The 19532-nt window shown below is 73.6% G+C and carries 16 protein-coding genes and 1 riboswitch; of the genes, 11 read left to right on the top strand and 5 right to left on the bottom strand.

The features are described from left to right. The first annotated feature begins 30 nt into the window (after positions 1-30). A riboswitch (ZMP/ZTP riboswitch) is annotated at positions 31-122 on the top strand. 19 nt (positions 123-141) lie between these two features. Further along, the gene (locus ACFTWP_RS21500) at positions 142-1602 is read left to right on the top strand and encodes a glycine hydroxymethyltransferase (protein WP_380266236.1); all 1461 of its coding nucleotides are present in this window, start codon (positions 142-144) and stop codon (positions 1600-1602) included. Positions 1603-1701: 99 nt separating this feature from the next. Here the strand turns inward: ACFTWP_RS21500 and ACFTWP_RS21495 are convergent, their stop codons facing one another. From ACFTWP_RS21495 to ACFTWP_RS21480, 4 genes are all read right to left on the bottom strand, one after another. Beyond that, positions 1702-1947 carry a hypothetical protein gene (locus ACFTWP_RS21495; protein ID WP_380266235.1) on the bottom strand — a complete coding sequence of 82 codons (246 nt, stop codon included), beginning with the start codon at positions 1945-1947 and terminating at the stop codon, positions 1702-1704. 197 nt (positions 1948-2144) lie between these two features. Then, positions 2145-3227, bottom strand: a complete 1083-nt coding sequence (locus ACFTWP_RS21490; protein ID WP_380266234.1) for a Zn-dependent alcohol dehydrogenase — start codon at positions 3225-3227, stop codon at positions 2145-2147. A gap of 200 nt (positions 3228-3427) precedes the next feature. Continuing rightward, on the bottom strand, positions 3428-4846 hold the full coding sequence (locus tag ACFTWP_RS21485) for an aldehyde dehydrogenase family protein (RefSeq protein ID WP_380266233.1): 1419 nt from the start codon (positions 4844-4846) through the stop codon (positions 3428-3430). 212 nt (positions 4847-5058) lie between these two features. Then, positions 5059-5916, bottom strand: a complete 858-nt coding sequence (locus ACFTWP_RS21480) for a GntR family transcriptional regulator (RefSeq protein WP_380266232.1) — start codon at positions 5914-5916, stop codon at positions 5059-5061. Positions 5917-6227: 311 nt separating this feature from the next. Here ACFTWP_RS21480 and ACFTWP_RS21475 point away from each other — a divergent pair, with 311 nt between their 5' ends. The 5 genes from ACFTWP_RS21475 (at position 6228) to ACFTWP_RS21455 (ending at position 12484) form a co-directional block, all read left to right on the top strand. Continuing rightward, positions 6228-7529 carry an extracellular solute-binding protein gene (locus ACFTWP_RS21475; protein WP_380266231.1) on the top strand — a complete coding sequence of 434 codons (1302 nt, stop codon included), beginning with the start codon at positions 6228-6230 and terminating at the stop codon, positions 7527-7529. 13 nt (positions 7530-7542) lie between these two features. Next, a complete protein-coding gene (locus ACFTWP_RS21470; protein WP_380266230.1) occupies positions 7543-8517 on the top strand; it encodes a carbohydrate ABC transporter permease in 975 nt (324 codons plus the stop codon). Further along, complete coding sequence (locus ACFTWP_RS21465; protein ID WP_380266229.1) at positions 8514-9380, top strand: carbohydrate ABC transporter permease; 867 nt, start codon at positions 8514-8516, stop codon at positions 9378-9380. The genes ACFTWP_RS21470 and ACFTWP_RS21465 overlap by 4 nt, the downstream gene beginning before the upstream one ends. 42 nt (positions 9381-9422) lie before the next feature. Next, on the top strand, positions 9423-10958 hold the full coding sequence (locus ACFTWP_RS21460; protein ID WP_380266228.1) for a beta-N-acetylhexosaminidase: 1536 nt from the start codon (positions 9423-9425) through the stop codon (positions 10956-10958). A 119-nt stretch (positions 10959-11077) separates the two neighbouring features. Then, positions 11078-12484 carry a cellulose binding domain-containing protein gene (locus tag ACFTWP_RS21455; RefSeq protein WP_380266290.1) on the top strand — a complete coding sequence of 469 codons (1407 nt, stop codon included), beginning with the start codon at positions 11078-11080 and terminating at the stop codon, positions 12482-12484. Between the two features lie 76 nt (positions 12485-12560). Here ACFTWP_RS21455 and ACFTWP_RS21450 read toward each other — a convergent pair whose 3' ends face one another. Then, the gene (locus tag ACFTWP_RS21450; protein ID WP_380266227.1) at positions 12561-13982 is read right to left on the bottom strand and encodes a multicopper oxidase domain-containing protein; all 1422 of its coding nucleotides are present in this window, start codon (positions 13980-13982) and stop codon (positions 12561-12563) included. A gap of 422 nt (positions 13983-14404) precedes the next feature. On the opposite strand from ACFTWP_RS21450, the gene ACFTWP_RS21445 reads away from it, so the two are divergent. The 5 genes from ACFTWP_RS21445 to ACFTWP_RS21425 all read left to right on the top strand — a co-directional run bounded on the left by ACFTWP_RS21445 (position 14405) and on the right by ACFTWP_RS21425 (position 19413). Next, positions 14405-15532, top strand: coding sequence for a radical SAM protein (locus ACFTWP_RS21445; protein ID WP_380266226.1), 1128 nt, complete (start codon positions 14405-14407; stop codon positions 15530-15532). After that, entirely contained in the window at positions 15520-16512 is a 993-nt protein-coding gene (locus ACFTWP_RS21440; RefSeq protein ID WP_380266225.1) for a radical SAM protein, read from the top strand. Before ACFTWP_RS21445 ends, ACFTWP_RS21440 begins: the two co-directional genes overlap by 13 nt. Next, on the top strand, positions 16509-17369 hold the full coding sequence (locus ACFTWP_RS21435; RefSeq protein ID WP_380266224.1) for an iron-containing redox enzyme family protein: 861 nt from the start codon (positions 16509-16511) through the stop codon (positions 17367-17369). Before ACFTWP_RS21440 ends, ACFTWP_RS21435 begins: the two co-directional genes overlap by 4 nt. 16 nt (positions 17370-17385) lie before the next feature. Beyond that, positions 17386-19065 carry an MFS transporter gene (locus ACFTWP_RS21430; protein ID WP_380266223.1) on the top strand — a complete coding sequence of 560 codons (1680 nt, stop codon included), beginning with the start codon at positions 17386-17388 and terminating at the stop codon, positions 19063-19065. Between the two features lie 153 nt (positions 19066-19218). Then, on the top strand, positions 19219-19413 hold the full coding sequence (locus ACFTWP_RS21425; protein WP_380266222.1) for an aroma-sacti cluster domain-containing protein: 195 nt from the start codon (positions 19219-19221) through the stop codon (positions 19411-19413). The last annotated feature ends 119 nt before the right edge of the window (positions 19414-19532 follow it).

The raw sequence follows: 19532 nt of genomic DNA, 5'->3' as shown, positions 1-19532 counted from the left end.
CGGTGCGGCTCCCGGCGCACTGTTACGATCCCGGTGAGCCGCGACTGGCGCGACAGGGTGGAATCAACCATCGGGAAGCGGCTCCGTGTCTCACGTTGTCGCCGTGCGCCTGGGCCGTCCGTATCGAGCGAGGAGACCCCCTTGCCTGCCCAGGCCCCGCACACCGACGCGTCACCCGCCGCCAACACCGCCTTCCGCAGCGCCCTGGACGTCGTCCGCCAGGTCGAGCCGCGCATCGCCGACGCCATCGGCGCCGAGGTCGAGGACCAGCGCGCCTCCCTCAAGCTGATCGCCAGCGAGAACTACGCCTCCCCGGCCGTGCTGCTCGCGATGGGCAACTGGTTCAGCGACAAGTACGCCGAGGGCACCGTCGGCCGCCGCTTCTACGCCGGCTGCCGCAACGTCGACACCGTCGAGGCACTGGCCGCCGAGCACGCCCGCGAGCTCTTCGGCGCCCAGCACGCCTACGTCCAGCCGCACTCGGGCATCGACGCCAACCTGGTCGCCTTCTGGGCGGTGCTCTCCCAGCGGGTGGAGAGCCCGGCGCTGGCCCGCGCCCGGGCCCGGCACGTCAACGACCTCACCGAGGAGGACTGGGCCCAGCTGCGCCAGGAGCTCGGCAACCAGCGGATGCTGGGCATGTCGCTCGACACCGGCGGCCACCTGACCCACGGCTTCCGGCCCAACATCTCCGGCAAGATGTTCGAGCAGCGCAGCTACGGCACCGACCCGGCCACCGGCCTGATCGACTACGACGCGCTGCGCGCCACCGCCCGCGAGTTCCGCCCGCTGATCCTGGTGGCCGGCTACTCCGCGTACCCCCGGCTGGTGAACTTCCGGCTGATGCGCGAGATCGCGGACGAGGTCGGCGCCACCCTGATGGTCGACATGGCGCACTTCGCCGGTCTGGTCGCGGGCAAGGTGCTGACCGGCGACTTCGACCCGGTGCCGCACGCGCAGATCGTCACCACCACGACCCACAAGTCGCTGCGCGGCCCGCGCGGCGGCATGGTGCTCTGCGAGTCGGAGCTGGCCGAGCACGTCGACCGGGGCTGCCCGATGGTGCTCGGCGGCCCGCTCTCGCACGTGATGGCCGCCAAGGCGGTGGCGTTCGCGGAGGCCCGCCGCCCCGAGTTCCAGGACTACGCCCGCCGGGTGGTCGAGAACGCCTCCGCGCTCGCCGAGGGCCTGCTGCGGCGCGGCGGCAAGCTGGTCACCGGCGGCACCGACAACCACCTGGTGCTCGCCGACGTCTCCGGCTACGGCCTGACTGGCCGGCAGGCCGAGGCGGCGCTGCTCGACGCGGGCATCGTCACCAACCGCAACGCCGTCCCGCAGGACCCGAACGGTGCCTGGTACACCTCCGGCGTCCGGCTCGGCACGCCGGCCCTGACCACCCGCGGCCTGGGCGTCGCGGAGATGGACGAGATCGCCAGCCTGATCGACACCGTGCTGCGCGGCACCACCCCGGTCACCGCCGCCTCCGGCGCGCCGTCCAAGGCCCAGTACGCGCTGGACGAGGCGCTGCGCGACGGTGTGGCCAAGCGCTCCGCCGACCTGCTGGCCGGCTTCCCGCTGTACCCGGGCATCGACCTGGCCTGACCCGGCGGCGTGGCGCGGCCGGTGCCGGCCGCGCCACGGGCCGCGACGCCCGGGCCGGGTCCGTCCAGCCCCGACGGACCGGTCCGGCCGGCGGTCCGGCTAGCGGGCCGGCCGCGGCTCGGGGCTCCCGTACGCGGGGACGAGGGAGAGCGGAAGACTGTCGTCCAGCACCGGGCCGTAGGCGAACCAGCCCATCAGCGCGGCCTGTTCGAGGGTCTCGGAGCTCCGGTCGGCGAACGCGGCGGGGGCGGTGGCCCCCAGGGCGAGGGTCGCCGTGCCGAGCACGGTCAGCAGGCCGCGCAGCCCTGCGCGGACGGCGGCGGGCAGTCGAACGGGCAGTCGCATGGGGGTACTTCCTCACACCCGGGCGGCGGAGCCCTGGCGCGGCTCCCGGTGCGGCCATGCTGTCAACAACCCCCGGCCCGGACGCCGCGCGCCGCCCGGGGTGTCACCCGGACGGCGCGGCGGATCACCACGGTGGGCCAGCGCGAGCCCCCGGCCCGGGGGCGTACGTCACCGCACGGCCGCCCCCGCGGCGGTGCTCAGGGGAACACCACCAGCGAGCGGCCGCCGCGGCCCGCCGCCATCCGGTCGAAGGCGGCGGGGATGTCGTCCAGCGTGATCCGGTCGGTGATCAGCGAGTCCAGGTCGAGGCGGCCCGTCCGGACGTGCTCCGCGAGGACGGGCAGGTCCGCGACCGGGTCGCTGTTGCCGAAGACGCAGGCGCTGAGCGTGCGGGCGAAGTGGAACACCTCCAGGGCGGAGAAGGAGACCAGGTCCTCCTTCCCGCCGATGCCGACCACCGTGGTGCGCCCGCCGCGCCGGGTGCTGGACCAGGCGGTGCGGATGATGCTGGCCCGGCCCGCGCACTCGAAGGCGTGGTCGGCCCCGTGACCGCCGGTCAGCTGCCGGACGGCCTTGGCGGTCCGGTCGTCGGAGAGCAGGAACTCGGTCGCCCCGTGGCGGCGGGCGAGCTCCTCCTTCTCCGGGGTGACGTCCACCGCGATGATCGGGCCGGCGCCGGCGATCCGGGCCGCCTGCAGGACGGCGAGCCCCACCCCGCCGAGGCCGAGCACCACCACCGACTCCCCGGCCCGCACCCGGGCCGCGTTGTGCACCGCGCCGTAGCCGGTGAGCACGGCGCAGCCGAGCAGCGCGGCGGAGGCCAGCGGCACGCCGTCCGGCAGCGGGATCAGGGCGCGCTCGGCGACCAGCGTCTCCTCGGCGAAGGCCGCGACGCCCAGGCCGGGGTACACGGCGGTGCCGTCGGCGAGCGCCGCGTAGGGCCGGCCGGACGCGCCGCCGGAGTTCTCGCACAGCCACGGCTCGCCCAGCGAGCAGAGGTGGCAGGTGCCGCAGGCCGGAGCCCAGTTCAGGACGACGGCGTCGCCTGGCCGGACCGAGTCGACGCCCTCGCCCACGGCCGTCACGGTGCCCGAACCCTCGTGGCCGAGCACCACCGGGGTCGCCGCGCGGAGCAGGCCGGTGGCCAGCGAGAGATCCGAGTGGCAGACGCCGGCCGCGGCCAGCCGCACCCGGACCTGGCCGGGGCCGGGGGCGGGCAGGTCGATCTCGACCAGCTCCAGCGGGCTGCCGGGGGCGGTGAGCAGGGCGGCGCGGACCATGGGTCTTCCTCGGTTTCGTCGGGCCCGGGCTTCGCCGGGGCGGGGGAGTCGATGAGCGGCGGGAGTGGAGGGCGGCGGGTGTGGAGGGCGGCGGGTGTGGAGGGCGGCGGGTGTGGACGGGCGGCCGGAGGGGAGGAGCAGCCCGAGCGGACCGGCGGGCCCCGGTTTCCCGGGCCGGCGCCCGTGCCGCGTCGGGCGGGTCAGAACTGCAGCGACTTCGGCTGGAGGAACTCCTCCAGGCCGTGCCGTCCCAGCTCCCGGCCGAGGCCCGACCCCTTGTAGCCGCCGAAGGGGGCGAGCGGGTTGAACCGCCCGCCGTTGATGTCGACCTGGCCGGTGTCCATCCGCCGGGCGAAGGCGACGGCGGTCTCCCGGTCGGCGGCCCAGACGGCGCCGGCCAGGCCGTAGTCGGTGCCGTTGGCGATCTCCAGGGCGTGCTCCTCGTCGCGGTAGCCGAGGATCGAGAGTACCGGGCCGAAGATCTCCTCCCGGGCCACGGCCATCCCGGGATCGACGTCCGCCAGCACGGTCGGGCGCACGTAGTAGCCGGTCTCCAGACCCTCGGGGGCCTCGGGGCCGCCGGCCACCAGCCGGGCGCCCGCCGCCAGGGCGCCGGTGATGTAGCCGCGGACCCGCTCGCGCTGTCCGGCGCTGACCACCGGGCCGAGCCGGGTGCCCTCCGCCGTGGGGTCGCCCGGGACGTACTTCCCGGCGGCCTCGGCGGCGAGCGCGACCGCCTCCTCGTAGTGGTCCCGGTGGACCAGCAGCCTGGTCCAGGCACTGCAGGTCTGGCCGGAGTTGGCGAAGACGTTGCCGAGGTTGACGTTCACCGCGCGGGCCAGGTCGGCGCCGGGCAGCACGACGTTGGCGGACTTGCCGCCGAGCTCCAGGGTGACGCGCTTGATGCCGCGTCCGGCGCTCTCGGCGATGCCGCGGCCGACGGCGGTGGAGCCGGTGAAGGAGACCAGGTCCACGTCCGGGTGCCCGGCGAGGGCGGCGCCGGCGACCTGGCCGAGGCCGGTGACGAGGTTGAAGACCCCGGCCGGGAATTCGGCCTCGTGCACGATCCGGGCGAACAGCCGGGCCACCAGGGGGGTGTCCTCGGCCGGCTTGAGGACGACGGTGCAGCCGGCCGCGAGGGCGGGGACGACCTTGGCGACGATCTGGTGCAGCGGGTAGTTCCACGGCGTGATCGCGGCGACCACGCCGACGGGCTCCGCGTACACCGTCGAGTTGCCGGTCCGCTCCTCGAACGCGTACCCGGCCAGGATGTCGAGGTAGGAGTCCGTGACCGTGAGCGGCAGCCCGGCCTGGACGGCGGTGGCGAAGCCGATCGGGCAGCCGAGTTCGGCGACGACGGTCTCGGCGATCTCCCGCTGGGCGGCGGCCAGGCCGTCCCGCAGCCGGGTCAGCGGCTCCAGCCGCTGCTCGCGGGTGGTGGCGCCCCAGGCGCGGGCGGCGGCGCGGGCCGCGCCGACGGCGGCGTCGACGTCGGCGGCGCCGCCGGCCGGGACGAGGGCGAGGGCCTGCTCGGTGGCCGGGTTGAGCACCGTCAGGGTCTCGGCGGTGAGGGCGGGGCGCCAGGCGCCGCCGATGTACTGGTCGGTGTGCTGCTGCACGGGGACGGGTCCTCTCCTGGGCCGGCCCGGCCGGTGCCGCACCGGGGCAATAACTAGCGATGCTAGTTAACGCTGCGCGGCGCCGGCCGCGCAAGGGTGGCCGCGACCGCGGGGGCGATCCGTCACCCGGCGGCGGCCCCGGTGCCCGCCCGCACGGGGTGCCCGCGCCGGTCGCCGGACCGCCGGTCGGGTCCGGCTCCGGAGCGGCCCGCTCAGGCCGTCGGCTGGACGTCCCCGACGGTGACCGTCCGGCCGGCCGCCGCACTGGTCAGGTCGCCCGGCGGGATGCCGGGGTGGTGGCGCGAGGTGTCCTGGCCGGTGGCGGGTGCGGCCGGGCCCGGGTCGGCGAGGGAGATCCGGGAGACGATCCGGTAGCGGTCCCCGCGGTAGAGCGAGTGGACGTACTCGACCGGCCGGCCGGTCCCGTCGGTGGTCAGCCGCTCGAAGAGCAGGGCGGGGGAGAGCACGGGGACGCTGAGCAGCCGGGCCTCGCGCTCGCTGGTGACGGTGGGCTCGATGGACTGCACGGCCTGGTGGACCCGGATGCCGTGCTGCTCCCCGAGCAGTTCGTAGAAGTCCCCGGATTCCATGTCGGCCGGGGTGAGTCCCGGCACCAGGGACGCCGGTACGTGCAGGTGCTCGATCGCCATCGGTTCGCCGTCGACCAGCCGCAGCCGGGCGATGTAGACGATGTCGGCGGCCGGCGAGATGTGCAGTTTCCGGCCCACCCGGGCGCCGGCCTGGATGACGGAGAACTCCAGTACCCGGCTGGACCAGCTGCCCGCGGCCCGCGGCAGCACGAAGGCGCTGTCCTCCCCGGCCATCGCCAGTTCCTGGGTGATCTTCGCCGGCGCCACGAACATGCCGCGGCCGTGTTCGCGCACGATCAGCCCGGTGGTGACGAGCTCGTCGACCGCCGCCCGCAGGGTCGGGCGGGACACCCCGAGTTGTTCGCACAGGGTGCGCTCGGAGGGGATCGGGTCGCCGGCGGCCTGCGATTCGACGAGATTCCTCAGGTAGTCGCGGACTCGCGTGCGCTTGAGAACGGGACCGGAGTCCTCGGCGCCCATGGACGGATCTCCTTTTTTCTACGGCTGGTTATGACCAGCTGAGACTAGCCAGATGTTGACCAGTTTGCCAGCCGAAAGCGAGCTCCGGGAGCCCGAATTCCCTGCCTGTGACGGGTAGGTCCTGGGCGGAGCACCGATCACGCTGCCCTGACCAGGTGCTGACCAGTGGGCTGGGTTACGCCGGCGTGTCCGGGAGGTTCGGTTCATCCGAAGGTCTTGACGTGCCCAGTGGTCCATGCCACCTTCTCTTACCAGTACCGCTCCAGTCGGTAACTGGTAAGTTCCCAGCTCCCTTCGAGGTGACGTCCTCCATGAGACCCCCCGCGCCCTCCCGCACCCGTGCCCGCTCCGCCGCAGCCCTCGTCGCAGCCGCCGCGCTGGCCCTGACCGGCCTCACCGCCTGCTCCTCCTCGTCCTCCTCCGACGACGGGGCCCAGGCCGGCCCGCCGCCGAAGCTGACGGTCTGGATCATGCGGGACAGCGTCTCCGACGGCTTCCTCCAGCGCTTCAAGGCCGACTACGAGAGCACCCACGCGGGCACCGCCCTGGACATCCAGATCCAGGAGTGGGACGGCATCGGGCAGAAGATCACCAGCGCCCTGGCCAGCAAGGACGCCCCCGACGTCGTCGAGGTCGGCAACACCCAGGTCGCCCAGTACGCGGCCAGCGGGGGAGTGCAGGACCTCTCCGGCAAGGTCGGCGACCTCCAGGGCGCCGACTGGATCCCCGGCCTCGCCGAACCCGGGAAGATCGACGGCAAGCAGTACGGGATCCCCTGGTACGCGGCCAACCGGGTCGTCATCTACCACAAGGACCTCTTCGCGCAGGCCGGGATCACCACCCCGCCGAAGACCCGCGAGGAGTGGCTCGCCGACACCGCGAAGCTCAACACCGGTGGCAACGACGGGATCTACCTCACCGGCCAGACCTGGTACGCGCTGGCCGGCTTCATCTGGGACGAGGGCGGCGACCTGGCGGCCAAGGGCTCCGACGGCACCTGGAAGGGCGCCCTGGACACCCCGCAGGCCAAGGCCGGCATGGAGTTCTACCAGAAGCTCCAGGCCCTCGGCAGCGGCCCCAAGGACTCGGACGAGGCGAAGCCGCTGCAGGCCGAGGTCTTCGCCAAGGGCAAGAGCGCCCAGGTGATCTCCACCCCCGGCGGCGCGGCCGCGATCCTCAAGGCCAACCCCGCGCTGAAGGACAAGCTGGGCTTCTTCCCGATCCCCGGCAAGACCGCCGCCAAGCCCGGCGCGGTGTTCACCGGCGGCTCCGACCTGGTCATCCCCGAGTCCTCCAAGCACCAGGCCGCCGCGTACGAGGTGGTCAAGGCGCTGGCCGGCGAGAAGTGGCAGACCGAGATGGCGAAGGAGATGAGCTACGTCCCCAACCGGACCTCGCTGGCCGGCGTGCTGTCCGGCAACGAGGGCGCCTCGGCGATGGCCGCCGGCGCGGTCAACGGACACGCCACGCCCAACTCCCCCAACTGGGCGGCGGTCGAGGCGAACAACCCGATCAAGCAGTACATGACGCAGGTGCTCACCGGCGCCGACCCGCAGTCCGCGGGCAAGACCGCCACCGAGTCCATCACCAAGGCCCTCAACAGCACCTCCTGACGGGAGTCACGCCGTGCTCACCGCACCCCAGGCCGACACCCGGCCGACCGCCCCGGCGGCGCCGCCGCCCCCGGCCCGGCGCCCGGCCGGCCCCGGCCTGCTGGCCGCCGCCCGGCCGTACCTGCTGATCGCCCCGACGCTCGTGGGCACGGCGTTCCTGCTGCTCTACCCCGTCGCCCGCAACCTGCTGATGTCCGTCCAGCACTTCCGGATGGCCGAACTCATCCGCGGTGACGCCGCGTTCGTGGGGCTGGCCAACTACACCCGGGTGCTCACCGACCCCGACTTCTGGACGGTGGTCGGCCGCACGCTCCGCTGGACCGCCCTCAACACCGCCCTGATCATGCTCATCGGCACGCTGACCGCCCTGATGCTCAAGGCCCTCGGCCGACGGATGCGCCTGGCGGTGATGAGCGCCCTGGTCCTGACCTGGGCCACCCCGGTGATCGCCGCCACCACCATCTTCCAGTGGCTCTTCCAGTCCCGCTTCGGCGTGGTCAACTGGGCCCTGAACGCCCTCGGGTTCAGCTCCTTCCGCGACTACGCCTGGTTCGCCCACGGCGGCCCGACCTTCCTCATCCTGGTCGCGCTGGTGGTCTGGCAGTCCGTCCCGTTCGCCGCCCTCACGCTCTACGGCGGACTCACCACGATCCCGGCCGAGCTGTACGAGGCGGCCCGGCTCGACGGCGCCGGCGCCTGGCAGACCTTCCGCCTGGTCACCTTCCCCGTGCTGCGACCGCTGTTCGCCCTCGTCACCTCGCTGGAGGTGATCTGGACCTTCAAGTGCTTCGCCCAGATCTGGGTGGTCAGCCAGGGCGGCCCGGGCGACGCCACCACCACCCTGCCGGTCTACGCGTTCCAGATCGCGCAGTCCCTGCACAAGTACGACCTGGGCTCGGCCGTCTCCACCCTGACCGTGCTGATCCTCGCCGCGGCCCTGGTCTTCAACCTGCGCCGGATGTTCCGCCAGGAAGGAGAGGCCCTGTGAGCAGCACCGCCACCGCCGGGCCGCCGGCGGCCGCCCGCCGCGCCCTGCGCCGCGTCCCCCTGAACGCCGCCGCGCTGGTCGTCCTCGCCGTCTCGGTCTTCCCGGTGTACTGGATGGCCGTCACCGCGCTCAAGCCCACCGCCGAGATCCAGGCCGACACCCCCTCCTTCCTCCCGCTGCACCCGACCCTCGACCACTTCCGGACCGCCGTCCACGCCGCCGGCTTCGCCACGTTCTGGCGCAACAGCCTGCTGGTCACCGCCGGCGCGGTGCTGCTCTCGCTGCTGGTCGCCCTGCTCGCGGCGTACGCCGTCGGCAGGCTGCGCTGGCGCGGACGCCGGGCGTTCGTGCTGATGGTGTTCATCGCCCAGATGGCGCCCTGGGAGGCGCTGCTGATCCCGATGTACGTGATCGCCCGGGACACCGACATGCTGGACAGCCTGACCATGCTGACCCTGGTCTACTTCATGACCACGCTGCCGTTCACCATCGTGACCCTGCGCGGGTTCCTGGCCGCCGTCCCGGTGGAGCTGGAGGAGTCCGCCCAGGTCGACGGCTGCAGCCGGGCCGGCGCGTTCCGCCGGATCACCCTGCCGCTGCTCGCCCCCGGCCTGCTCTCCACCTCGCTCTTCGGGTTCATCACCGCCTGGAACGAGTTCGCCTTCGCCAACACGCTGATCATCAAGAACCAGGACGCCCGGACGCTGCCGGTCTGGCTCTCCTCCTTCGCCAACGTCTTCGGGACGGACTGGGGCGCCACCATGGCCGCCTCCTCGCTGTTCATGCTCCCCGTACTGCTGGTCTTCCTCGTCCTGCAGAACAAGGTGACCTCCGGAATGACCGCCGGCGCCGTCAAGGGCTGACCGCGCCCCCGTCCCGTCCCCTCCTGGAGCCTGGAGCCCACTGTGATCATTCCGAAGCCCGGCCTGCTCGCGGCCACCTCCGGGGCCTTCCTCCTCGGACCGGACAGCACCCTGCACGCCGACGGCGAGGCCCGCGCCGCCGCCGACCTACTGCGCACCCTGCTCGCCCCCGCCACCGGCCTGCCGCTGGCCCCGGCCGCCGGCACCGCCGCCGGACCGGGCGGCGTCCATCTGACGCTGGACGCGCCGGAGCACGACCTCGGCGCGGAGGGCTACCGCCTCACCGTCACCCCCGACGCCGTCCGACTGGACGCCGCCCGTCCCGCCGGACTGCTGCACGGCGTCCAGACCCTGCGCCAACTGCTGCCCCCGCAGGCGCTCTCCGACCGGCCGGTGCCCGGCGTGCCCTGGCAGCTCCCCGGGGTGGAGATCACCGACCGCCCGCGGTACGCCTGGCGCGGGATGATGGTGGACGTCGCCCGGCACTTCCAGCCGCTGTCCTTCCTGCTGCGCACCGTCGACCTGCTGGCCTTCCACAAGCTGAACGTCCTGCACCTGCACCTGACCGACGACCAGGGCTGGCGGATGCCGATCGAGGCCTACCCCCTGCTCACCGAGGTCGGCGGGACCAGGGCCCGCTCGATGCTCGGCCGGGCGGGCAGCACCGACTACGACGACCGTCCGCACGGCGGCTCGTACACCGTCGAGGAACTGCGCGAACTCGTGCGGTACGCGGCCCGGCTCGGCGTCACCGTGGTGCCCGAGATCGAGATGCCCGGCCACGCCCGGGCCGCGCTGGCCGCCTACCCGCACCTGGGCAACGTGCCCGGGCGCCGGCTGGACGTCTGGACCGACTGGGGGGTGTGCGAGAACGTCCTCGGGGTCCACGACGAGGTGCTGGAGTTCTGCCGGACCGTCCTCGGCGAGGTGCTCGACGTCTTCCCCTCCCCGTACATCCACGTCGGCGGCGACGAGTGCCCGACCACCGAGTGGGAGCAGAGCCCCGACGCCCGCCGCCGGGCCGCCGAACTCGGCCTGGCGGCGCCGAAGGAACTGCACGGCTGGTTCCTCGGCCGGATCGGCGAGTACCTGCTCTCCCAGGGCCGCCGCCCGCTGTGCTGGGCGGAGGACAGCTCCGGCACGCTGCCGCCGGAGTTCACCGTGATGCCCTGGCGGGACGCCGACCACGGGCTGGCCGCGGCCCGCCGCGGCCACGACGTGGTGATGGCCCCGCACCGCTCCACCTACCTCGACTACCCGCAGTCCGACGCGCCGACCGAGCCGCTCGGGCAGGCCGGCGCGATCGTCGACCTGCGGGCCGTCCACGACAACGAGCCGGCCCCCGCGCACTGGGAGCCCGCCGCCACGGCCCGGGTGCTGGGCACCCAGGCGCAGCTGTGGAGCGAGTTCGTCACCACCGCTGAGCAGGCCGACTACCTGGCCTTCCCCCGGCTCTGCGCGCTGGCCGACCGCGCGTGGAACCCGTCCAGCGACTGGACCACCGACTTCCTGCCCGCCCTGCGCGACCACGGGCCCCGCCTGACCGCGCTGGGGATCAACCGCACCACCCCGCGGTGACCGGCACCGGTACCGGTCACACCGTTGTGCACCACCCCGCAGTAATCCCGTACAGCCCCCACTCTGAAGGGATCACCGTGTCAGCACGACTCCGCATACCCGCCCGAGCCCGGACGGCGATGGCCGTCTGCACGGCCGCGGGCCTGGCCTGCGCCGCGCTCGTGACCGTGCCGGCCTCGGCCGCCACGGACTCGCTCTCCGCGCAGTACCGCACCAGCGCCAGCGGCGCCACCGCCGACCAGTCCGAACCGTGGCTGGAGATCACCAACACCGGTACCACCAACGTCTCGCTCGCCGGCGTGACGCTGCGGTACTACTTCAAGTCCGACGGCCCGAACATCACCTACCGCTACGCCTGCTCCTGGGCGGTCAAGGGCTGCGCCAACATCACCGGGACCTTCGGCACGCTGGCCAATCCCACGGCCACGGCCGACCGTTACCTGGAGATCGGCTTCACCGCCGGCGCCGGCTCGCTGGCCCCGGGGCAGAACACCGGCGACATGCAGCTGCGCTTCTACCGCTCGGACTGGCAGACGCTCACCCAATCCGACGACTACTCGTTCAACGGTGCGCAGACGAGCTACGCGAACGCGCCCAAGGTCACCCTGCAGCGCGCCGGCGCGCTGCTCTGGGGCACCGCCCCGGCCGGGAACAACCCCACCACGCCGCCCACCAACCCGCCCACCACGCCCCCCACCACCCCGCCGGTCGACCCGAACGCCCCGGCCCTGTTCGACGACTTCAACTACGCCACCAGCGGCGACGCGGCCGTCCAGCAGCACGGCTGGACGGTCAAGTCCGGCCAGGGCGGCCCCGGCGTGCCGGGAGCCACCTGGTCCCCGCAGGACATCACGTTCCAGTCCTCCGGCGGCAACAGCATCATGAACCTCCGGCTGACCACCAACGGCACCGCCGCCGGTACCAAGGAGACCGAACTCCAGACCACCGCGCGCAAGTTCAAGAACGGCACCTACGCGGCCCGGGTCAAGTTCAACGACGCCCCGAACTCCGGTCCGGACGGCGACCACGTCAACCAGACCTTCTTCACCTTCACCCCGCTCAACGCGCCGATGGACCCGAACTACAGCGAGCAGGACTTCGAGTACCTGCCCAACGGCGGCTGGGGCGAGCAGAGCAACATCATGTACAGCACGTCCTGGGAGACCTACAACCCGGACCCGTGGAACGCCGTCAACGCCCACGTCGAGAGCCGGCAGTCCTACAACGGCTGGCACGACCTGCAGTTGACCGTCGACAACACCAGCATCACCTACTACATCGACGGCCAGGTCTTCGGCACCCACGGTGAGCCGTACCTGCCCGAGACGCCGCAGTGGATCGACTTCAACCACTGGCTGATCGACCTCAACGGCCAGACCAGCAGCACCCCGCGCTCGTACGACGAGCAGGTCGACTACGTCTACTTCATCAAGGACCAGGTGCTCACCCCGGCCCAGGTGAACTCGAAGGTCGCCGGCTACCGTTCGGCCGGCACGACCTTCACGGACACCGTTCCCGGCAGCTGACCGCACACCCACGACGTCCCGCCCCCGCCGTCCGGACGGCGGGGGCGGGACGTCCGCGCGCGGGCTGCCGCGCGGCCTACGGGGTCACGCGGTAGCGGCCCACCATGCCGCCGGTCATGTGGTGGGTGACGTGGCAGTGGTAGATCCAGTCGCCGGGGTTGTCCTCGGTGTACTCGATGGTGAGGGTGGTGGACGGCCCGATGATCTGGGAGTCCACCCAGCCCTGGTAGCCCTGCCGGCTGCGCCAGCGGTGCCCGTGGATGTGGAAGACGTGGAACTCCTCGCCCAGGCAGGCGATCCGCCAGCGCACCCGCTCACCGACCCTGGCCGTGCAGGTGGGGGTGTTGTCGACGAACGCGCGGCCGTTGAACATGTTGAGGCCCTGCCCGAGCGAGCGGGCGGTCCGCGGGTTCAGGTCGTGCAGGAAGAGCACGAACTCGCGGTCCACCGGCGGCGTCTGCTGGTCCGTCACGACGAGCACGCCGAACAGGCCGAGCTCCGCGCCGATCTCCATCACCATGCTGCCGTGGCCGCCGGCCTGGTTGTCGTCCTGGCCGCCGCCGTGCCCGGGTTGCTGGTCGCCGTCGCCCTGGTCGCCGCCGTGCCCGGGCTGCTGGTCGCCGCCGTGCCCGCCCCCGGTGCCCTGCCCGCCCCCGGTGCCCTGGCCGTCGTCGGCCGCGTCCCCGCCGCCGTGCCCGGGTTGCTGGTCGCCGCCGCCCTGGCCGGGGTGCTGCCCGCCGTCGTGCCCGTCGTGCCCGCCGCCCGGGTGCCGGGCCGCCCCGGCCGCCGCGTCGCCTCCCGGGCCACCGGCCGCGCCGCCGGGCGAGGCGTCCGGCCCCCGGGCCGGCCCGGCCGGCGGAGTCTGCGGCAGCGAGTGGTCGTGGTAGGGCCAGGTGCCCACCGAACTCGGGTGGCAGAACCAGGTGTACGTGTAACTCTCGCCGTACGCCACGGCGGTACCCGCCCGCTGCGGGTCCTCGGCCAGCCAGCCGCCGTCGTTGTCGCGGTCGTAGACCACGCCGTGCGGGTGCATGCTGTGCGGCCAGCGGTAGTGCTCGTCGTTGTTGCGGAAGTGCACCCGGATCACGTCGCCGGCCTCGGCGCGCAGCACCGGGCCGGGGATGCCGGAGTTGGCGCCGATCCCGTCCGGGCCGAGGTCCGCCTCCAGCGGACTCTGCCAGTCGGCGGAGTAGGCCCGGTAGCCCAGCGCCCAGAAGGTGGTCTGCTCGGCGGTGAAGGGCCGCCCCATCATGGCGTCGGTGCCGTTGGGCACGGCGTTGTGCTCGAAGGACTCCGCCTGGATCCAGAACTCCCGCACCCTGCCGCTGGGTTCGAATCTGGGGAGCGCGAAGGGGTCACCGCCCGGGGCGGCCGCCGAGTCCGCCCGGGCCGGCGGCGGCAGCAGGACCGCCGGGCCCGCGAGGGCGGCGACGGTACCGCCGCCGACCAGTCCGCGGATCATGCTCCGGCGGCCGGGGTCGCGGTTCTCTTCTCGCATGGGGTCCTTTCGACGGGCAGGCGCCCATGGCGGAACGTTCCTGCTGCCGGCCCGGGAGAGCGGCGATCGCCCTCCCGGAGATGTGCCTGTCCCGGAGAGTAGGCATACCCGGGCCGCCGAATCCGGCAGCCGCCGTCGAAGGGTCCCCCGGTCGGCGGAGCCGGATTGCGCCGGCCGGGAGACCCGACCGCGCCGCGCGCCGCCGGCTGAGCCGTTCGGCGGGCGTGCGGTCCGGTCCCGGGGGGCTCCCGGCCCGGAGCGGGGGCGCGCGGAGCCGCGGTTCCCGCTCCCCGCGGCACGAACGGCCTGGTACGGGCCGGGACCAATCCGTTCTCAAACCGCTTTCAAACCGGAGGCGAACCGGGAGGGTCGAGGATCGGTCCTGTAGCCGGCCCGGCTGCGCCTCGAAGGGAGCGATTCGCGTGCATCTGCAGGAGATCCTGAGGTACAGGCCGGTCCCGGCCGCTGCGGTCTACTTCGGGCTCACCCGGCGGTGCCCGCTGCACTGCCGCCACTGCTCGACCGAGTCGCTGATGGACAGCGAGCAGTTCCCGGCCAAGATGTTCCTGCGCTTCGCGGAGACCTTCACCCGGCAGAACCGGCCCGAGCTCACCCTGATGTCCGGCGGCGAGGCGCTGCTGCGCCCCGGGCTGGTGCGCGACATCGCGGACCGGGCGCGAGCGGTCGGCTCGCGCAGCTACGTCCTGTCGGGGCTGTACTTCGCGCAGAAGCCGCGGATCCCCAAGCCGGTGCGGGCCGCGATCGAGGCGGTCGACCACTTCTCCGCGAGCACCGACCGGTTCCACGAGGAGGAGGTCCCCCGGGCGGCGGTCTTCCGGGTCCTGCACGAGCTGCTGGACGACGGCAAGGACGTCAGCCTGCAGATCACCGGGGAGGGGGCGGACGACCCGTACCTGGCGGACATCACCGCAGCCGTCCGGCGCGAGTTCGACGACCGGGTGCCGATGCTGGTGGTGCCGCTCTCCCCGGTGGGCCGCGCCCGCGAGTGGATGGAGACGAGCCCGCAGGCGGCCTACCCCGCCACCGCGGCGCCCTGCTCGCTCGCCTGCTGGCCCGTCATCGGCTTCAACGGCCAGGTGACCTCCTGCGGCAACCAGGACGTGATGGACGGCAAGGTCCCGCTGCCCGCCCACCTGTTCCTGGGCCACATCGCGCGCGACGACTGGGACACCATCAAGCGCAAGGCCCTGGAGTCGCCGATGGTCGGGGCGATCCGGACGTACGGCCCCGAGTACCTGGCGGAGCGCTTCGGCGGGCAGGAGAGCTGCGACGGCTACTGCCAGACCTGCTGGAAGCTCTCCACCACGCCCGGCGTCAAGGAGGGCGTGCAGGCGCTGACCCTGCTGCCGTCCACCATCGCCGTCCGGGACGCGGTGGAGAAGGTCTCGGTGGACGCCGGCCCGCTCGGCTTCGCCCGCCGCTTCGGAGTGCCCGGCTACGCGGACCTGATCACCCTCGGCGACACCCCGCCGCAGGGCGAGCCGGGTCGCCGCGACGCCTCCCGGCAGGACCTCGCATGGACCGGCTGACGCACGCGGAGATCAACCGCATCCGGCAGACCCGCGGCGCCAGCGCCCTGCTCTTCATCACCGACCGCTGCCCGGTCGGCTGCGGCCACTGCTCGGTGGACTCCCGGCCGGACAGCCCCCGGATCACCGACTTCGACCTCTTCGAGCAGATCGTCGACCGGCTCGCCGCCGACCCGCGGCGCACCATGATCGGCGTCTCCGGCGGTGAGCCCTTCGTCGAGCGGCGCGGGCTCTCGTACGCCGCCCGGCGGATCACCGAGGCCGGCAAGGACCTGGTGGTGTACACCAGCGGTGTCTGGGGCCGGGCCGCCGACCCGCCGCGCTGGATCCACGAGGTGCTCGACCGCTGCCGCGCCGTCTACCTGAGCACCGACGCCTACCACGAGGCCGGCACCGGGCCGGAGCGCTTCACCGGCGCCGCCCGGACCATCGCCGCCCACGACCTGCCGATCGTGGTGCAGGTGGTCGACCAGGGCGACGCCCTGGGGCGGGCCGAGGAGCTGCTGGCGCGGGCCTTCGGCGCCGACTGGCCGCAGTACGCCGAGCTGGTCGCCACCCAGGGGCTCCCGCACGGCCGCGGCGAGGCGATCTTCGAGCGCACCCAGCGGGTGCCCGGACGGACCCTCGGCGTCTGCGAGCTGGTGATCTCGCCGGTGATCCGCTACGACGGCCGGGTCACCGCCTGCTGCAACGAGTCCGTGCTGATGGGCGGCGGGCCGGCCGCCCTGCGGCGGGACTGCGCCAGCGGCGAGGAGGTCGGCCGGGCGGTCGAGGAGCTCCAGCAGATCCCGCTCTACCGCGCGATGGGCACGGCCGGCGGCGGAGCGCTCACCGCGCACCCGCGCTTCACCGATCTGGCGGACCGCCAGTTCTCCGACATCTGCGGGCTCTGCTGGGCGATGACCCGGCGGGTCGTACCCGAGCAGGACGACGCGCTGCTGAGCGCGATCGACCTGCTGGGAAGGGGAGTGCACGCATGAGCACCGTCACGCCGCCCGCCCGGCCGGCCGGGCCCGCCACACCCGCCGGCTCGCCCGGCCGGGCCGGTTCGCCCGCCGGGGCGCCGGCCGCGGCCCGGAGCAACAGCGAGCTGGTCCGGGCCAAGATCGGGCTGCTGATGCCCGGGTTCTCCGCCCTCACCTCGCGGCTGTGGACCTCCCCGGCGGTGGCCGAGCTGTACCCCCGCTACCTGCGCCTGCTGCACACCGCCATCCGGGCCACCGTGCCGCTGATGGACCTGGCACTGGAGCGCTCCGAGGCCCTGGCCCCCACCGACCCGGTGGCGGCCGGCCTGGTCGGCTACCTGACCCGGCACCGGCGCGAGGAGCGCGGGCACGACGACTGGGTGCGCGAGGACCTCGCCGCCATCGGCCACGACCCGGACACCCTGCTGAGCGCGATGCCGGGCACCGCCGTGGCGAACCTGGTCGGCGCCCAGTACTACTGGATCCGCCACCACCACCCGGTCTGCCTGCTCGGCCACATCGCCGTACTGGAGGGCTACCCGCCGTCCCCGGCGCTCACCGGCTACCTGCGGGAGCGCACCGGGTACCCGGCCGAGGGGTTCCGGACCCTGCACCGGCACGCCACGCTCGACGTCCGGCACCGGGACGAACTCCTGCGCGTCCTGGACGACCTGCCGCTGGCGGCGGAGCACCACACCGCGATCGGGGTGAGCGCCCTGCACACCCTCCAGACCACCACCGTCCTCTTCGAGGAACTGCTCGCCACCGCGCCCACCGAAGCCACGGCGCCCACCGAAGTCGTCGCAGCCACCGTGACGGAGCCCGGCAACGCGCCAGTCGCGAGCCCCGGCCCCGCCGCCCGGCCGGTCTGACGAGGAGGCGGCCGCCGTGCCCGGAACCGGATTCCTGTCCGCGCTGAACCACCGCCAGTACCGGCTGCTGTTCGGCGGTCAACTGCTCTCCAGCTTCGGCGACTGGATCGACTTCGTCGCGCTGATCTCCCTGGTGGCGTACCAGTGGCACGCCGGCGCGGGCGGACTCGCCGTGGTCTCGGCGGCCGCCGCCGTGCCGTGGATGGTGCTGGCCCCCTTCGCCGGCGTCTGGGCGGACCGGCTGCCGCAGAAGCCGGTGATGATCGGCTGCGACCTGGCCCGGGCCGTCCTGGTGCTCGGCTACCTGCTGGCGCCCAACCTCCCGGTGCTGGTGGTGCTGGTGGTCGCCAAGGTCGCCGTCAGCACGCTCTTCGTACCGGCCCAGCAGTCCACCCTGACGCTGGTCGTCCCCAAGTCCTCGCTGCTGGCGGCCAACTCGCTGAGCGGCTTCGTCACCCAGGTCAGCAAGATCGCCGGACCGGCGCTGGGCGGCGTCCTGCTCACCGTGACCAGCCCGCAGGGCGCCTTCCTGGTGGACGCCGCGACCTTCCTGGCCTCCGCGCTGATCCTCTCCCGACTGCGACTGCCGGCCCGTACGCCGACCGTTCGCGCGGCCGCCGACGGCTCGGACGGTTCCGACGGCTCGGACGGCTCCGAGAGCACCGAGGGCTCCGGGCGCGGGCGCTTCGGCCGGGAGCTGCGCGAGGGCATCGCCTTCGTGCTCGGCAACCGGGTCCTGCTGATCGCGATCGGCAGCCTCTCCGCCACCATCTTCCTGGTCCTGGCCTTCGACACCCTCTCCCCACTCGTCCTGGTGGAGCTCGGGATCGCGAAGTCCCTGTACGGACCGGCCATCGCGGCGGTGGCCGTCGGCGCGGTGACCGGGACGGTCCTGGTCGGCCAGTGGGGGCAGCGCTGGAACGCCTTCACCCTGCTGGCCACCTCGCAGGCCGCCACCGGAGTACTGATCGCCCTGGTCGGGGCCGCGGCGCTGACCGGCTACCGGATGGCTCCGGCGCTCTGGCTGCCGGTGGCGGTCGGCATCGGACTCTGCTCGACCGGGATCCTGGTGGTCTTCCTGTACCTCGTGCAACGGGCGACCCCGCAGGCGCTGATGGGGCGGGTCAGCACGGTGGTGAACATCGTGCCGACCGTGCTGCAGATCTCCGCGCCGGTGGTCGGGGCCGCGCTGGCGGTCTGGCTCGGACTGGGCTGGGTGCTGGCCGGCGCCGGCCTCGGACTCGCCCTCCTGGGCGGGCTGTTCCTCTGGCTGCGCCCGGCGGACGAGCCGCCGGACCCCGCCGAGCCGCCCGAGCCGCCCGAACCCGCGGAGCTCCCCGAACCCGGCGCCGCCGCACCCGGGGCGCCCACCGAGGCCGGCAGCGCGCCGGCCGGTACCGCCGATACGCCCGCGACCGCGGGCCCCCCAGACGACGCGAGGCCGGGCCGACCGGTCGGGCCGGGGCGTCAGTACGGAACACGGAAGAAGGTAGACATGGCGAACGAGTCGGTCGAGGCTCTGGCGGCGAACGGCCACAGCTTCGAGGGGGCGAGCGAGGAGCAGCTGGCGGTGATCGCCAACCTGTCCCCGGAGGAGGTCGAGGTCATCAACTCGATCAAGTCCCGCCTGGACGGCGAGGTTGCGGCCCACTCGGTGGCGCCGCCGAGCGACACCGTCGGTGGCCTCGTCTGGTAGTGACCGTCGGGGGTCGCGGCTCCGAGGCGGTGGTGCGGCAGGGGGTCTGCCGCACCACCGTCCGGCCCCGGCCACTCCCGGTGTACCGCGCACCACGGTAGGACATCCCACGTCAGTCATGGCATCACGGACATCGTGAAGAGGAGAACCGACATGGCATACGACTCGATTGCGGCGCTCGCCGCGAGCGGCCACACCTTCGAGGGGGCGAGCGAGGAGCAGCTGGCGGTGATCGCCCACCTGTCCCCGGAGGAGGTCGAGGTCATCAACTCGATCAAGTCGCGGCTGGACGGCGACGTGGCCGCCCACAGCCAGGACTCCAACACCACCGGCGGCGTGGTCTGGTAACCGTCCCGTCGGCGAAGCGTCGTGGGGGGGCGGGGGGGGGGGGCCCCCCCCCCCCCCCCCCCCCCGGCGGGGGGGGGGGGGGGGCGGCGCGCGCGGAGGGGCACCCCCCCCCGGCCGCC

This window comes from Kitasatospora sp. NPDC057015 (genome assembly GCF_042673745.1).
Taxonomy (GTDB): domain Bacteria; phylum Actinomycetota; class Actinomycetes; order Streptomycetales; family Streptomycetaceae; genus Kitasatospora.
The sequence above is the reverse complement of the archived record's forward strand: the minus strand, read 5'-3'. Positions and strand labels throughout refer to the sequence as shown.